Raw genomic sequence first — 15628 nt, forward strand, 5'->3', positions numbered from 1 at the left:
TTCCCTATTAGTTCAGATTGTTATATGATGTGAAAGATTAGTAGATTTCATACTTTTTATCTAATTTCGCACCGTAGATACTTATAGATTGTAAATAAAAAGGAATTATGGTTATCAAGAGATACTTCATTCTATTTTCTATACTTTCATTATTGACAAACCTGGCAAATGCACAGGAAGTGACAACTATTACCGGAACCAATCTTAAAGATACAGTACAGAGTAATGCGGCTGATACTATCCCAATGATTGAAATCGAAGATCTGGACCTGGATAATATCATAAGCCTGCGGGCACAATTCGAGAAACAAAACCAGTCATATTCAGCACCGGTCACACCGAATGAAAATCTGCTTCGCTTCCTGAAAAAAGACGAAGTGGAACTGTCGGACGAAGCCATGTACTGGGCACGTCTGGTGCGCGATGCTTCCACTATCTTCGACGCGAATATGACATTTCAGGATACAGTCATAGCAGACCCGCTGTTTTTACCGCTCATATTCAAAGGGAAACTCCTTCCGAAAGATCTTTCCTTCTACGATGAAGATGCATGGAAAAATAAAATCGATATCCCGCAACCTTTTATTCAGGACACCATATTTAAAGAAGAGGTGTTCAGACAGCAGTTCCGCGAGAAAGCACAAAGAAATATAGAAGCCAACCATCCTGAATATTTCCGTTATTCAATGAGGGATCTACCTCAGGACAAAGTAGTTGCCAAAGTGATCAGAAAGCCGACCTACCAACCGGACCTGATCAAGGTAGAAAGCGAAGCAGACTTCAGTGACGTGGATGCACCGGTAAAATTCATTCCCGAAAGACGTTACTGGACGTCACATTTCGAAAGTTCTTTACAGTTTGCTCAGAATTACATCTCTCCGAACTGGCATAAAGGGGGTGTAAGTACGCTGAACCTGACCAACCGCGAACTGTTTACATATAATTATAATAAGGAAAAGATAAAGTTCGACAATTCACTGGAAATAAAGAACAACCTGTATACCGCTCCCAAAGATACTTTGCGCGATTACAAAGTCGGAGATGACGTGTTCCGTATCTACAGTAACTTTGGTTATAAGGCATTCAACAAATGGTACTACACACTGGATCTTGACTTCAAAACCCAGCTTTTCAGCAGTTATGCCGAAAACCAGAACGTTAAACTGGCCGGACTGCTCTCACCTTTCAGTATTAATTTCGGTCTTGGTATGAAATACGACCTGGATAAAACGTTCGCGTCGTCCAAACACAAAAAAGTAACGTTAAGTGCCAACCTTGCACCGTTATCTTATACGTACGTTCGTACATTAGATAAAGACATCGACCTGGGCCGGCATTTCCAGAAGAGAGACGGAGAAGAAGAGTTTCCTTACAAACAAAGCCTGTTCGGTTCTACCGTCAACGCAACTATGACATTCCAGTTCAGCCGGAATATCATCTGGTATTCGCGTTTCTATTACATGACAGATTATAAGCGTATCCAGGGAGAGTTCGAAAACCGTCTGAATATGGCAATAAGTCGATTCTTCTCGACTATCATCTCGCTGAACTTACGTTATGATGATGGTATCTCCAAGCATGAAGACTTCGACAGCTACTTACAGATTAACGAGTTGTTGAGCTTTGGCTTTAATTACAAATGGTAAGCTGAACACGATTATTTCTGTAATAAACTTTGTTAATCGTGACATAATATCCAAATAATCCTTACTTTTGCCCCTGATTTTGCAATGTCGAGATTACAAACATGAGTGAAAGTATCAATCACAACGGAATAATAGAGAAGATCGATGGCAATGCGGTCTTTGTCAGAATCATTCAACAATCGGCCTGCTCCGGTTGCCACGCACAAAGCATGTGCAGCGCATCTGAAAAGAAGGAAAAGATCATTGAAGTGAACGACAATAACCCCGGCAGATTCCATGTGAACGAAGAAGTAACCCTATGTGGCCAGAGTTCGCTCGGCCTGCAAGCGGTTTTTCTGGCCTTTGTGCTTCCTCTGATTGTTGTAGTTGCGGCGATTGTAGCAGGAAGCTGTTTGCAATGGGACGAAACAACCAGCGGGTTAACCGGTCTATTACTACTAGTTCCCTACTACAGTATATTATACTTTTTACGCGAGAAACTGAAAAGAAAATTTATATTTACCTTGAAAAAACTTAATTGATCAAATATCATGATTTTAATTGCCGTTATTTCATTAGGAGCCATTGGAGCCATCGGCGCAGTATTCCTCTACGCCGCCTCCAAGAAGTTTGAAGTATACGAAGATCCTCGTATCGCAGAGGTCCAGGAGGCATTGCCCGGAGCCAACTGCGGAGGTTGCGGTTACCCCGGTTGCGGTGGTTTTGCGGCAGCCTGTGTAAAGGCCGATTCACTGGAAGGACTGCTTTGTCCGGTCGGTGGCGCCGAAACAATGGGTAAGGTCGCATCCATCCTCGGTATGGAAGCTGCTACAGCCGAACCAATGGTAGCAGTTGTCCGTTGCAACGGAACCTGCCAGGCCCGTCCGCGTACCAACCAGTATGATGGCGTAAAAAGCTGTGCCATAGCATCCTCTTTGTACGGAGGCGAAACGAACTGTACGTTCGGTTGCCTGGGTTACGGCGACTGCGAAAGTGCCTGTACCTTCGACGCCATCCACATCAATCTGACAACCGGACTACCGGAAGTGGACGAGGACAAATGTACTTCATGCGGAGCCTGCGTCAAAGCTTGTCCGAAAAACATTATCGAACTGCGCAAAAAGGGACCGAAATCACGCCGTATCTTCGTCAGCTGTGTAAACAAAGACAAAGGAGCTGCTGCCCGTAAAGCATGTGCGAACGCTTGTATCGGTTGTGGTAAATGTGTGAAAGAATGTCCGTTCGAAGCAATTACGCTCGAAAACAACGTGGCTTATATCGACTACCGCAAATGCCGTCTGTGCCGTAAATGCGTAGCAGTATGTCCGACCGGAGCAATTCACGAATTGAACTTCCCGCCCCGTAAAGAAGCCGCCCCTGCTGTGGACGCCGACAAAGTAAAGCCAGTAACGCCTAAAGCTGCACCGGCCCCTAAAGCCGAAGCACCGACAAAAGTCGAAGTTGCACTGGCAACAGCGCCTGAAACAATAACAAAAGAAGAAACAACTCAAAAATAAAAATCTAATAGTATGCTAAGGACATTTCGAATCGGAGGTATACATCCACCCGAAAATAAATTGTCTGCCGGGAAGAAAATAACCGGACTGGCTATACCCAAGCAGGTTATTATACCGCTAAGCCAGCATATCGGGGCTCCTGCCCAGGCTGTGGTAAAGAAGGGTGATACGGTTAAAGTAGGTACGCTTCTCGCCAAAGCCGGAGGTTTTGTATCGGCGAATATCCACTCGTCGGTATCCGGTAAAGTAAACAAGATAGATAACGCTCTCGACGCAAGCGGATACAAACGTCCCGCTATCTATATTGATGTGGAAGGTGACGAATGGGAAGAGTCGATCGACCGCAGCGAAACGCTCGTGAAAGAGTGCCCGCTTCCTTCCAAAGAGATCGTAGACAAGATCGCCGCAGCCGGTATCGTGGGTCTGGGTGGTGCGACATTCCCCACACAGGTCAAACTGATGCCGCCTCCCGGAAGCAAAGCCGAGATCATCATTATCAATGCCGTAGAATGTGAGCCGTATCTGACTTCCGACCATTCATTGATGATGGAGAAGGCAGAGCAGATTCTGGTCGGCGTTACGCTGTTGATGAAAGCTGTAAATGTAACAAAAGCAGTGATCGGTATCGAAAACAACAAGCCTGACGCCATCGCTCATCTGAGTAAACTGGCTACAGCCTATAAAGGTATCGAGATTATGCCGCTGAAAGTACAGTATCCGCAAGGAGGTGAAAAGCAATTAATCGATGCTGTGATTCGCCGTCAGGTGAAGAGCGGTGCACTGCCTATTTCCGCCGGAGCTGTAGTACAAAATGTAGGAACTGCTTTTGCAGTGTATGAAGCGGTAATGAAAAACAAACCTTTGTTTGAACGCGTCGTTACCGTGACAGGTAAAGCTGTTACCAATCCTTCCAACTTCCTGGTCCGTATGGGTACGCCTATCAGTGCACTGATTGAAGCTGCCGGTGGTGTTCCTGAAAATACAGGAAAGATAATCGGTGGCGGCCCGATGATGGGAAAAGCCCTGATTGCTCCGGAAGTACCGGTAACGAAAGGTAGTTCAGGCGTATTGCTCCTGACAAAAGAAGAGTCTGTCCGCAAACCGATGCGCGACTGTATCCGCTGTGCCAAATGTGTCAGCGTTTGTCCGATGGGCCTCAACCCTACCCTGCTGATGAATGCAACAGAATTTGCAGAATGGGATTTGGCCGAGAAGAATTATATCACCGACTGTATCGAGTGCGGTTCTTGTAGTTATACCTGCCCGGCCAACCGTCCGTTGCTGGATTATATCCGTTCGGGTAAAGGAAAGGTAATGGGTATCATACGGGCACGAAAGTCATAAAAACAGAGCAATATGGAAAATAATTTAATAGTATCTCCTTCGCCCCATATCCACGGCGGCGATAGCATAAGCAAAAATATGTATGGTGTACTGATTGCCCTTGTTCCGGCTTTCCTGGTATCCCTCTACTACTTCGGGTTGGGTGCGCTGATCGTTACTGCAACATCGGTCGTAGCCTGCGTCCTCTTTGAATATCTGATCCAGAAGTTCCTGATGAAAAAGGAACCGACCGTATGTGACGGTTCGGCTATCCTGACCGGTGTACTGCTGGCATTCAACCTGCCGTCGAACCTGCCTGTATGGATCATCCTGATCGGTGCACTGGCAGCAATCGGTATCGGTAAGATGTCGTTCGGCGGACTGGGTAACAATATTTTTAACCCGGCATTAGTCGGACGTGTATTCCTGCTGATCTCTTTCCCGGCACAGATGACGATGTGGCCGGAAGTCGGACAGCTGACAGCCTACACCGACGCAACCACCGGTGCAACTGTTTTATCACTGATGAACGAAGGGGCACTCGACAAGTTGCCTACCCTGGTAGATATGTTGTTAGGTAAAATGGGCGGCAGCCTTGGTGAAGTAAGTGCACTGGCATTGCTGCTGGGACTCGTCTTTATGTTATGGAAAAAGATTATTACCTGGCAGATTCCGGTTTCTATCCTGCTGACCGTATTTGTATTCACAGGTATTATGCACCTGGTTAATCCGGTACAATACGCAAGTCCGTTCGTTCACCTGCTGTCGGGAGGTCTGATGCTGGGAGCCATCTTTATGGCAACCGACTATGTGACTTCGCCCATGAGTAAGAACGGTATGCTGGTTTACGGTGTCGGTATCGGTATTCTGACCACCGTTATCCGTCTGTTTGGTTCTTATCCGGAAGGTATGTCGTTTGCTATTCTTATTATGAATGCATTTACCCCGCTGATCAACAGTTATATCAAACCTAAACATTTTGGAGGGAAATAAGCATGGCAAAACTAAAATCAACATTACCCAATATGCTCTTGTCGCTTACCATCATCTGTTTGGTTGCGGGAGCGATATTAGCCGGAGTAAATATGTACACTACCGGCCCGATTGCAGCCTCCAAAGCTGCTGCGCTGGAAGCTGCTATCAAAGCTGTTACACCTGAATTCGACAACAAACCGTCAGAGGACGCTTATATGGCAGTTACAGGCGACGGCGATTCCCTGAAAATCTATCCGGCTACCAAAGGCGGAGAGTTCGTAGGTGCAGCTGTCGAAAGTAATACAAAAAAAGGATTCAGCGGAGAGATCAAAGTGATCGTCGGATTCGATAAGGAAGGCAAGTTATTGAACTATTCCGTATTACAGCATGCAGAAACTCCCGGTCTGGGAGCTAAAATGCAGGAATGGTTCAGTACGGACAAGAATAAACAAAGCGTTTTGGGACGCAGCCTGTCCGCCGGACCATTAAAAGTAACTAAAGACGGTGGCAACGTGGATGCTATCACAGCAGCAACCATCACCAGCCGTGCATTTCTGGATGCGGTGAACCGTGCTTACAGCGCATTCGCCGGAACTGACGGAGTAACCGGTGCAACAACCGCTAACACTAACGAGGGAGGAAACGACAATGAGTAATATGAAAGTATTGATGAACGGTATCATCAAAGAGAACCCGACATTTGTCTTGTTGCTGGGTATGTGTCCAACTCTGGGAACAACTTCTTCAGCATTGAACGGTATGAGTATGGGACTGGCAACCATGTTCGTTCTGATCTGTTCCAATATGGTTATTTCAGCCTTGAAGAACCTGATCCCCGACATGGTACGTATTCCGGCCTTTATTGTCGTAATCGCAACATTCGTAACCGTCGTGCAGATGTGCATGGAAGCATTCGTTCCGGCTCTTTACGCCAGCCTGGGATTGTTCATCCCGCTGATCGTTGTAAACTGTATCGTGTTGGGACGTGCGGAAGCATTTGCCGCTAAAAACGGAGTGATCCCTTCCGCATTCGACGGATTAGGTATGGGACTCGGCTTTACGTTGGCACTTACCTTGCTCGGAGCTACCCGCGAACTGCTGGGAACAGGTAAACTGTTCGGCCTGACCCTGATGCCCGAACAATATGGTTCGCTGATCTTTGTATTGGCTCCGGGTGCCTTTATCGCGCTGGGTTACCTGATTGCTATTGTTAATAAATTGCGTAAAGCCTGATATTAAAAAACGAAAGATATGGAATATATACTAATATTTATCGCAGCCGTATTCGTCAACAACGTAGTGTTGGCGCAGTTCCTGGGTATCTGTCCGTTCCTGGGCGTATCGAAGAAGGTGGAAACGGCAGCCGGTATGGGTGCAGCAGTAACATTCGTGTTGACGATCGCAACCATCGTTACTTTCCTGGTGCAGAAATATATCCTGGATAAGTTCGGATTGGGCTTTATGCAGACCATCAGCTTTATCCTGATCATCGCCGCGCTGGTTCAGATGGTCGAGATCATCCTGAAAAAGGTTTCTCCGGCTCTTTACCAGGCACTTGGCGTGTTCCTGCCGCTGATCACCACCAACTGTTGTATTCTGGGTGTCGCCATCCTCGTAATACAAAAAGAATATAATTTATTGGAATCTGTTGTATATGCAATATCAACAGCTATTGGATTTGCGCTAGCTTTAGTTATCTTTGCAGGGATAAGAGAACAGTTGGCTTTGACACGTGTTCCCGAAGGTATGAAAGGTACCCCTATTGCGCTGATAACAGCCGGTTTACTGGCAATGGCGTTTATGGGATTCTCCGGAATCGTATAATTTAATCTAAATAGAGACTAGCATGAAAAAGAAAATCTTAGTAGCAGGTGGAACCGGATATATTGGCTCACACACTACAGTTGAGTTGCAGAATGCAGGTTATGATGTTGTTATCATCGACGACCTGTCAAACTCCAATATCGAAGTGTTGGATGGCATTGAAAAGATCACAGGTATCCGTCCTGAATTCATCAAACTGGATTTAAAAGATAAAGAAGGAACCCGCGAAGCATTGAGGGCTCATCCGGGTATCAACGGTATCATCCTTTTCGCAGCAAGCAAAGCTGTTGGCGAATCGGTTCAGCAGCCGCTGAAGTACTACCGTAACAATGTTGTTACGCTGGTAAACCTACTGGAACTGATGCCGGAATTTAATATCGAAGGTATTGTATTCTCTTCTTCCTGTACCGTTTACGGACAGCCTGATCCCGAAAACCTGCCTGTAACAGAAGATGCCCCGATCAAACCGGCTACTTCTCCTTATGGCAACACCAAACAGATCAACGAAGAGATCATTCGCGATACTATTCACGCAAATGCTCCGTTCAAGAGCATTATCCTGCGTTACTTCAACCCGATCGGTGCTCACCCGAGTGCAGAAATCGGCGAATTGCCTAACGGTGTTCCCCAGAACCTGATCCCGTATCTGACACAGACTGCAATCGGTATCCGCAAGGAACTGAGCGTATTCGGTGATGACTATGATACACCTGACGGCTCTTGTATCCGCGACTATATCAATGTAGTCGACCTGGCAAAAGCACACGTAATCGCTATGGACCGTATGCTGGGTGGTAAAACTGAAGAAAATGTTGAATATTTCAACCTGGGAACCGGTAACGGTGTAACGGTGTTGGAACTGATCAATACATTCGAAAAAGCTACCGGTGTAAAAGTTCCTCACAAAATCGTAGGTCGTCGCGAAGGTGATATCGAAAAAGTTTGGGCTAATCCGGAACGTGCCAATAAGGTATTGGGATGGACTGCTAAAGAAACATTGTCCGATACATTGGCTTCTGCCTGGAAATGGCAGGAAAAACTGCGCGAACGCGGTATCCAATAAAAGAAAAGTCTTTTTTAAATAAGCATGCCGGAAGATTCTCCAGAGATTTCTTCCGGCATTTTTCTTGATCCCCCACATTGCAACCGGAACTTATCAATGAAACGTCAACTGAGCTTCAAAACCAACATCAGACATCAAAACAGGCTCGTCGGAGGACCGGATTCGTCAAATAGCAGAAAAAAGCATACATTCCTATTGAATTATAACGTTTTTTCCATCTCCATATATATTTTTTATCTACTTTTGGGGATTCCTTTCGTAACAGACAGATGATTTGTTATATAAATGGCGATAAAAAACATGACAAGCGAATATAAAGAGAAGTTACAAGCGTACGGAGTTAACCTGGACAGTGCATTAAACCGTTTCATGGATAATGAACAGTTTTATGAAAGAATACTCTCCAAATTCCCTATGGATGAAAACTTCATCCTGATGGAAAGAAGCCTCAATGAGAATAATATTTCCCAGGCTTTCAGACATGCCCATACATTAAAAGGACTGGCGGCAACGCTTGACCTGACAAATATATCGGACATATTGATCCCGATGACGGAAAAACTCAGAGCCGGAGAGAGTGAAGGTATACAAGACCTGTTTGATCAGTTGAAAGTACAATACAAACTAATCTGCGACCTGATTACCGAACACAAAGCAAGATAATAAAACAAACTGCATGGATAAGAGGCTTACATCAAATAAATCATTGGCTAACTACCAATACCTCATGGATACTATCTGGACTATCTACCTGGAGGACGGAAGTGTCGAAATACAGAAAGACTCCATGATTCCGGAGTTGGAAAATACGAAACATGATTACGTCATTCTCAATAACACGATAAAGAATGATGTCTATCCGCCTGACCATATTTTATGGGACGAAACAGTTTCGCTTGAAGCCTTCCATAAAATGATAGCCGAAGGATGTTTCCACAAAAAATTCGACATGCGTTTCTGTAACAAACATTTCGGTTTTGAATGGCACGAAGCCTTTATAGATATCTTGACTAACAAAGAAGGCATACCCGACAGGGTTGTCCTCTCCAGCCACAATGTTAATGATTTCAGGAAATCACAAATCATTGAAACAGCCGTAAAAGCAGAATACGACTATGTGATTTATATCGAAGCATCTAAAAACAGTTATGTCATGTACACTTCCGGTACGGAAAGCGAAACTCCTCCTCCGGTAGCCAGCAGTAACTATGAAGCGGTAGTTGCAGAGTACAACCGACAGTATATGGAACCGGAATTTTGTGATGCAATGACCGAGAAAATGAGTATCGCCCACGTCGATCCGATACTGCGACAGCATGGAGAGTATATTTTATATGGTACCATGATAGAAAACGGTGAAAAACGTGAAAAGAAAATGCGATTCAGCTACTTCGACAGGGAACAAAACATCTGGTTGATGACCAGGACCGATATAACTGAAATCAAGGAAGAGAGAAAACAGAAGCTATTGTTGCAGGAAGCCCTACAGAGCGCAACTGCCGCCAACCGTGCCAAGTCAGACTTCCTGTCACGAATGAGCCATGACGTACGTACTCCCATAAATGCAATCGTGGGTATGACGGCAATAGCCGGTCTTCATATGAACGACCAGAACCGCATAGCCGATTGTCTGAAGAAGATAACCATATCTTCCAAGCTCCTGCTCAACCTGATAAACGAAGTACTGGATATGTCGAAGCTCGAAAGCGGTAAGATCATGCTGACGGAAGAGACATTCAAACTCGATGAACTGCTGGAAAGTTTATTTATCATGGTGCAGTCGGCCTTTGAAGCAAAAAAGCAAAAGTTAGTAATACACAGCAAAGTAAAGCACGAATGCCTGATCGGTGACGTACAACGCATACAACAAGCACTGTTGAATATGCTGACAAATGCAATCAAATATACCCCAAACAAAGGACTAATACAAATTTCAGTCGAGGAGAAACCTTCCGTTTATAACGGTTACGGGCAATTTGAAATAGCCGTCACGGACAATGGCATAGGGATGAAACCTGAATTCTTAAGCAAAGTATTCGAGCCGTTCGAACGGTCGGACGATAAAGTCATCCGCAATATCCAGGGTACCGGACTCGGTATGGCGATCAGTCGTCATATCGCCCAGATGATGAACGGGGATATCCTGGTAGAAAGCGAATATGGAAAAGGTTCCAAATTCACCATGAGATTCCATGTCAAACTGGGAGGCATGGATGAATACGACAACAATCTATTAATAGACCTGCCGGTATTGGTTGTGGATGATGATGATATATCCTGCGAAATAGCCTGTGAAAACCTGCAAGAATTAGGGATGAAGCCGGAATGGGTTCTTTCCGGTCAGGATGCCGTACAGAAAGTAAGCGACGGGAACAAGTATTTTGCAATCATCATAGACCTGATGATGCCCAACATGAATGGCATTGAAACAACCTACAAAATACGGGAATGCGTAGGACCGGATGTTCCTATCATCATCATTTCGGCTTACGACTATTCCGACTACGAAATCGAAGCCTTGAAAGCTGGGGTCAACGGTTTCATCTGTAAGCCTATCATGAAGTCCAAACTGTTCCTCCTGATGAAAAAGTTTGCCACAAACAAAAAAGAGGAAGAAGAGGTCACTATCGTACCATCTATCGTCGCCTCTTTCCCAGGCAAACGGATACTCGTTGTGGAAGACAACGACCTGAACCGTGAGATCGCTTATGAATTGCTACAGGAAACCGGTGCTGAAATTGAAACAGCCAGCGACGGGCTGGAAGCCGTAAACAAGGTTTCCGCTTCCCCTGAAGGATATTACGATTTCATAATTATGGATATACAAATGCCTGTCATGGACGGTCTTGAAGCCACCCGGCAAATCCGTCTTCTCGACCGGCAAGACACCAAGGACTTACCGATCGTAGCCATGTCGGCCAACGCTTTTGCCGAAGACGTGCGGCTAAGCCTGGAAGCCGGAATGAACGAACATATCGCCAAACCCATAGAAATAGACAGGCTTTACAGTGTTATGGGAAAGTGGTTCCGTTGAATACCCCCAATCGGTTTATTTCAACAGCGCATCGATAGCTTCACGCCAATCTTCCCTGTTTTGGGGTTGGTAGGTGATGAAGCCCAATGTACGTCCTACTTCGATATTGCTTTTACCATCATCCACAAAGAGCGTCTCTGCCGGAATCAGTCCGCTGTCTTTGATCATATAGTCAAAGATACGCCGGTCGGGTTTCGTTACGCCGACTTCATACGAGGTGTACATTTTGTCAAAATAGGCACCGATCGGACGACCTGCCGGAGTAAACTCGTTTGTCCTTGCCCACCCTTCCTGGATGATGGGATTGGTATTGCTCAACAGATAAACATTGTAGTGCTCGCGAAGTTTCAACACATAATCGAGCTTATATTGAGGCGTATCGGCGATAAATCCCAGCCAACCGGATTTTATATCTTCATACGTCAGGTCCTTCCCCGTATGCTCCTGAAGCTTTTGGCAAAACTCGTCAGCACTGATCGTACCGTTTTCTACTTCCAGAAAGATACCTTTCTGCTCATAAGGATCCAGCAACTGTTCCGCATCCTCCACCCCGATCTCTTTGAAACGACGAACTGCCTGATCATGGTCCAGGTCTATAAAAACTCCTCCTAAATCAAATACAATGTTTTTAATCTTTGCCATAATTATCTCTTTTTACATCTATCTTTATCTCTACTTCCTGACAAAGATAAGCATAATAAGTGTAAAGCAACAACTATTCGAATGACTGCAACTGTTTTTGCCAAAGACACTTAGTACCCGAGTGTAAATCGCTCCTGATGATGCTTTTCCTGTTCCAGTTCATCAATCATGGCTACAGCGAAATCTTCTACGGAGATATTGCTATCCCCACTTTCATCGACAATCAGTTCATCTTTTCCCAGACGGAACTTTCCGGTACGCTCTCCCGGTGCCATATTAGCCGCAGGACTCAGGAAAACCCAATCCACCGACTTTTCCGGCAACAACAAATCGGTATAAACCTTTGCCATCCCTCGTATTCCCGGTAAAAGTTTCTTGGGAACGTCCGGTTCATCCATCAGCTGACGACCGGGAGCCACCAACAAACTGCCTGCTCCGCCAACCATCAGGAAACGATGCACACCGGAGTTGCGAACGGCACAAAGGATAGAGCCATAGCCTTCCAGTGTCTCTTCATAAATATTGGGATTCGACCAGCCCGGATTAAAAGCACTGATCACCGCATCCGACTTAGCCAGTTCGCGGGATAAAAAGTCCGTATCGGTCACACTCCCTCCCACGACTTTCAGATGCGGATGGATTAAAGTCAGTTTCGACGGATCTCTGACGATGGCTTTTACTTGATGCCCTCTGCCTAATGCTTCTTTCAGAATAGCGGATCCGACATAGCCGGTCGCGCCTATGATAACTATTTTCTTCATGACTGTATGTTGTTTGATTACTTTCTATAGAACAACATACGATGGCAAACTGTTCCCGTGCCTGACACGGGATCGCAAAGGCACCGCCCATATATCCTATTATCAATTGATACAGACAGCCCTTATGCGGTCCCGTGTCAAGTACGGGGACTAGTTACTTTTGAAATACTTTCGTCGATTTGATCATAACATCCCGGATAGGCCGATCATTCTTATCTGTTTTCACCAGCGACATTTTCTCTACGATATCGAAACCGTCCACCACTTCTCCGAAGATCGTCACGGAACTATCCAGGTGGGGCACTCCGCCAACCGTCTTATATACTTCGCGGTGTTCGGCGGGAATAACATACGGGCCCAGGTCAGCCAATGTATCCTCCACCATAACCAAAGCACGGTTTGTCAGTTCCGTTTCCAAAGAGTCGGCAGCCAGTGCCGGGTCTTCTTTCTTCAACCGGTCCAGAAATTTATAATATAACCAGTTACGGCGAATCTGGTTGATCCGTACCTCTTTCTCATCCAGTTCAGCATCAGTATGTTTCTTCCCCTGCACAAAACAAAACTGAGTTCCGGCCGATGCACGTTCGGGATTTACATCATCGCTTTCCTTGGCATCGATCAGAGCACCTCGTTTATTGAAATGGTTGGGAAGTATCTCGGCAGGAACGGTATAACCTCCATCACCGTCTCCATACAAAACACCTGGTTCATGGGCTTTGCTGGTCGGATCACCGCCTTGCACAACAAAGTCTTTAATGATACGGTGAAATAGCATCCCCTCATATTCACCCGACTGGCACAACCGGATGAAGTTATCACGATGCAAGGGAGTGTCATCATACAACAGGACAGTAACATCTCCCATAGTCGTTTTCACTGTCACATAAACGGGTTTCGAAGGGTCCAGCGGTTTATCGCCACAAGAGATCAAAGTAAACAAGACGAGTAAAAAGGCGAATAGTTGTTGTTTCATAACGAGTCGTTTTTATTATTAATGCAGTCATTATCAGAATTGATTGTTACTTTTGACTAGGTGCTTCATACACCAGCATCTGACACCGCTTACAATCAAACTGCAACCTCAGCCGAGTATCCTTATATAAAAGGTAATAGGGTTCCTTATAAGGTGACTTCTCTTTCTGATACGTTGGACACCATCCCATGCTATACCGCAAGCAATGCTTGCTAAACATCAACGGAACATCTTTCTCCGGTTTTAATTCGAAAACATCTGCAACCGTCTCTACTCCATGCGCCTTATAAAAAGCTTCCGCCCGGCTATTTGATACATTCCCCAGATAAGTCAACTGGCGTTCCGGAAAAGGAACCTCTTCCGCAGGTTCAACCTTACGCGAGAGTTCACGCTGATAACGGATCATACGATCTGACTGCAACTTCTCTACGGCCTTGCGACGCATATCCGCCAGAAGAGACGACGGGACGAACCAGTTTTCCCCCATTCCTATATGTACTTCCGATGCTTCAAACGGCGTGTTCCCCAACTTGGCAAGTTGCGTCCGGATATTGTCGGCCTGGTCACGACGTGCCAGCTCTTTATCGAACGGCTCGGTCAGCATCACACGTGCTCCCGTTTCATCTTCCATCACCAATGTAAAACCGAAAGGATTATCCAGGAATTCGATCTTTACAGCCAGCTTACGTTCGGCAGAAGGTTTCGCCAACTGCTTTTCAAAAACCTGGTCAAAGTTACGATACAAAGGCGTCTTGGGCTTTATATCCGGCATATCCAGCGGAAAGACACGATTCGCCTCTACCCTGTTGACACGAAACCCTTCCAACTCACCGCGACTATTGAAGAATACCAAGCCATCCCCATTATTCAGTTGCTTCACTCCGGCGATGGTAAACGAATTGCCTTTCAGTTCCTTGACGGTTCCGACAGGTTCACCTAACGATTTCGGAGTATTGAAAGCTGCTATATCTTTTGTACGTTCATGCAGGAAGAAAGGAGTAAATCCCCGGTTGAAACTTTTCTCGGCTACCGGCTCAAACTCATAGGTACTCTTACCCGCCGATGCACGGCAATATTCCGGACGACGTGCTAGGATAGCATCCAGTTTCTTCCGGTAATAAGCCGTTATATTCTTTACATAAGTGACATCTTTCAAGCGCCCTTCTATTTTAAAAGAAGAAGCACCCGCATCCAGCAGGGCTTCCAGTTGGTCGGAACGGTTCATATCCTTGAGTGATAACAAATGTTTGTTATGAACGATTTCCGTCCCGTTCGCATCCACCATCGAATAAGGCAACCGGCAATATTGCGCACACTCTCCCCTGTTTGCGCTTCGCCCGCTCAAAGCCGCACTCAGATAGCACTGCCCGCTGTAACTCACACATAATGCGCCATGCACAAAAACCTCCAGCGGGACAGAAACCTGTTCCGATATGCGGCGAATCTCATTCAACGACAATTCGCGCGCCAGAACCACCTGTGTAAAACCGGCTGCCTCCAGAAACTTCACCTTTTCAGGCGTACGGTTATCCGTTTGTGTGCTGGCATGCAGCGGGATAGGTGGCAGATTCAAGCGAGTGATCCCCATGTCCTGCACGATCAGAGCATCGGCTCCTGCCTGATAGAGTTGCCGGATCAGTTGCTCCGCTTCCGGCAATTCTTCTTCCCGCAGAATGGTATTTAAAGCCACATAGATACGGGCATTATATAAATGAGCATATTCACAAAGAGCACGAATATCCTCCAACGTATTTCCGGCAGCGGCACGGGCCCCAAACTTCGGCGCACCAATATACACGGCATCAGCCCCATGATTAATGGCTTCAATACCACAGTTCAGATCTTTAGCCGGCGATAATAATTCTATGCGGCGGGGTTTTATTGGCATATT

15 protein-coding genes are annotated in these 15628 nt (G+C 45.9%); 11 read left to right on the forward strand and 4 right to left on the reverse strand.

Going from position 1 to position 15628, the window contains the following annotated elements:
• Positions 1-107 precede the first annotated feature (107 nt).
• The 11 genes from DWW91_RS19865 to DWW91_RS19915 all read left to right on the forward strand — a co-directional run bounded on the left by DWW91_RS19865 (position 108) and on the right by DWW91_RS19915 (position 11361).
• Positions 108-1646, forward strand: a complete 1539-nt coding sequence (locus DWW91_RS19865; protein WP_046146559.1) for a DUF3078 domain-containing protein — start codon at positions 108-110, stop codon at positions 1644-1646.
• 101 nt (positions 1647-1747) lie between these two features.
• Complete coding sequence (locus DWW91_RS19870) at positions 1748-2167, forward strand: SoxR reducing system RseC family protein (protein ID WP_007657607.1); 420 nt, start codon at positions 1748-1750, stop codon at positions 2165-2167.
• Positions 2168-2176: 9 nt separating this feature from the next.
• Positions 2177-3142, forward strand: a complete 966-nt coding sequence (locus DWW91_RS19875) for a Fe-S cluster domain-containing protein (RefSeq protein WP_122328722.1) — start codon at positions 2177-2179, stop codon at positions 3140-3142.
• A gap of 12 nt (positions 3143-3154) precedes the next feature.
• Positions 3155-4486 (forward strand): electron transport complex subunit RsxC, encoded by a 1332-nt coding sequence (rsxC, locus tag DWW91_RS19880; protein WP_007657605.1) that lies wholly within the window; start codon positions 3155-3157, stop codon positions 4484-4486.
• Between the two features lie 12 nt (positions 4487-4498).
• Entirely contained in the window at positions 4499-5458 is a 960-nt protein-coding gene (locus DWW91_RS19885) for an RnfABCDGE type electron transport complex subunit D (RefSeq protein ID WP_122328723.1), read from the forward strand.
• A 2-nt stretch (positions 5459-5460) separates the two neighbouring features.
• Entirely contained in the window at positions 5461-6096 is a 636-nt protein-coding gene (locus DWW91_RS19890) for an RnfABCDGE type electron transport complex subunit G (RefSeq protein ID WP_121719513.1), read from the forward strand.
• Positions 6089-6673 carry an RnfABCDGE type electron transport complex subunit E gene (locus DWW91_RS19895; protein ID WP_028728844.1) on the forward strand — a complete coding sequence of 195 codons (585 nt, stop codon included), beginning with the start codon at positions 6089-6091 and terminating at the stop codon, positions 6671-6673. The genes DWW91_RS19890 and DWW91_RS19895 overlap by 8 nt, the downstream gene beginning before the upstream one ends.
• A gap of 18 nt (positions 6674-6691) precedes the next feature.
• Entirely contained in the window at positions 6692-7264 is a 573-nt protein-coding gene (gene rsxA, locus DWW91_RS19900) for an electron transport complex subunit RsxA (RefSeq protein ID WP_007657600.1), read from the forward strand.
• 22 nt (positions 7265-7286) lie between these two features.
• Positions 7287-8327 carry a UDP-glucose 4-epimerase GalE gene (gene galE / locus DWW91_RS19905; protein WP_010800189.1) on the forward strand — a complete coding sequence of 347 codons (1041 nt, stop codon included), beginning with the start codon at positions 7287-7289 and terminating at the stop codon, positions 8325-8327.
• Between the two features lie 300 nt (positions 8328-8627).
• Positions 8628-8990, forward strand: a complete 363-nt coding sequence (locus DWW91_RS19910) for an Hpt domain-containing protein (protein WP_007657596.1) — start codon at positions 8628-8630, stop codon at positions 8988-8990.
• 13 nt (positions 8991-9003) lie between these two features.
• A complete protein-coding gene (locus DWW91_RS19915; protein WP_122328724.1) occupies positions 9004-11361 on the forward strand; it encodes a hybrid sensor histidine kinase/response regulator in 2358 nt (785 codons plus the stop codon).
• 15 nt (positions 11362-11376) lie between these two features.
• On the opposite strand, the gene DWW91_RS19920 is transcribed toward DWW91_RS19915, so the two are convergent.
• From DWW91_RS19920 to DWW91_RS19935, 4 genes are all read right to left on the reverse strand, one after another.
• Positions 11377-12003 carry an HAD family phosphatase gene (locus DWW91_RS19920; RefSeq protein ID WP_122328725.1) on the reverse strand — a complete coding sequence of 209 codons (627 nt, stop codon included), beginning with the start codon at positions 12001-12003 and terminating at the stop codon, positions 11377-11379.
• Between the two features lie 110 nt (positions 12004-12113).
• Complete coding sequence (locus DWW91_RS19925) at positions 12114-12764, reverse strand: NAD(P)-dependent oxidoreductase (protein WP_007657590.1); 651 nt, start codon at positions 12762-12764, stop codon at positions 12114-12116.
• Between the two features lie 154 nt (positions 12765-12918).
• On the reverse strand, positions 12919-13737 hold the full coding sequence (locus DWW91_RS19930; RefSeq protein WP_007657588.1) for a peptidylprolyl isomerase: 819 nt from the start codon (positions 13735-13737) through the stop codon (positions 12919-12921).
• Positions 13738-13783: 46 nt separating this feature from the next.
• On the reverse strand, positions 13784-15625 hold the full coding sequence (locus DWW91_RS19935; protein ID WP_122328726.1) for a U32 family peptidase: 1842 nt from the start codon (positions 15623-15625) through the stop codon (positions 13784-13786).
• Positions 15626-15628: the final 3 nt, after the last annotated feature.

It is taken from the genome of Parabacteroides sp. AF17-3 (assembly GCF_003635445.1).
In the GTDB taxonomy this organism is placed as follows: domain Bacteria; phylum Bacteroidota; class Bacteroidia; order Bacteroidales; family Tannerellaceae; genus Parabacteroides; species Parabacteroides goldsteinii.

Bases quoted from the DNA above. Each gene is read 5' to 3' on its own strand.
- DWW91_RS19865 (WP_046146559.1), top strand. From the start codon at position 108: ATGGTTATCAAGAGATACTTCATTCTATTTTCTATACTTTCATTATTG.
- DWW91_RS19870 (WP_007657607.1), top strand. From the start codon at position 1,748: ATGAGTGAAAGTATCAATCACAACGGAATAATAGAGAAGATCGATGGC.
- DWW91_RS19875 (WP_122328722.1), top strand. From the start codon at position 2,177: ATGATTTTAATTGCCGTTATTTCATTAGGAGCCATTGGAGCCATCGGC.
- rsxC (WP_007657605.1), top strand. From the start codon at position 3,155: ATGCTAAGGACATTTCGAATCGGAGGTATACATCCACCCGAAAATAAA.
- DWW91_RS19885 (WP_122328723.1), top strand. From the start codon at position 4,499: ATGGAAAATAATTTAATAGTATCTCCTTCGCCCCATATCCACGGCGGC.
- DWW91_RS19890 (WP_121719513.1), top strand. From the start codon at position 5,461: ATGGCAAAACTAAAATCAACATTACCCAATATGCTCTTGTCGCTTACC.
- DWW91_RS19895 (WP_028728844.1), top strand. From the start codon at position 6,089: ATGAGTAATATGAAAGTATTGATGAACGGTATCATCAAAGAGAACCCG.
- rsxA (WP_007657600.1), top strand. From the start codon at position 6,692: ATGGAATATATACTAATATTTATCGCAGCCGTATTCGTCAACAACGTA.
- galE (WP_010800189.1), top strand. From the start codon at position 7,287: ATGAAAAAGAAAATCTTAGTAGCAGGTGGAACCGGATATATTGGCTCA.
- DWW91_RS19910 (WP_007657596.1), top strand. From the start codon at position 8,628: ATGACAAGCGAATATAAAGAGAAGTTACAAGCGTACGGAGTTAACCTG.
- DWW91_RS19915 (WP_122328724.1), top strand. From the start codon at position 9,004: ATGGATAAGAGGCTTACATCAAATAAATCATTGGCTAACTACCAATAC.
- DWW91_RS19920 (WP_122328725.1), bottom strand. From the start codon at position 12,003: ATGGCAAAGATTAAAAACATTGTATTTGATTTAGGAGGAGTTTTTATA.
- DWW91_RS19925 (WP_007657590.1), bottom strand. From the start codon at position 12,764: ATGAAGAAAATAGTTATCATAGGCGCGACCGGCTATGTCGGATCCGCT.
- DWW91_RS19930 (WP_007657588.1), bottom strand. From the start codon at position 13,737: ATGAAACAACAACTATTCGCCTTTTTACTCGTCTTGTTTACTTTGATC.
- DWW91_RS19935 (WP_122328726.1), bottom strand. From the start codon at position 15,625: ATGCCAATAAAACCCCGCCGCATAGAATTATTATCGCCGGCTAAAGAT.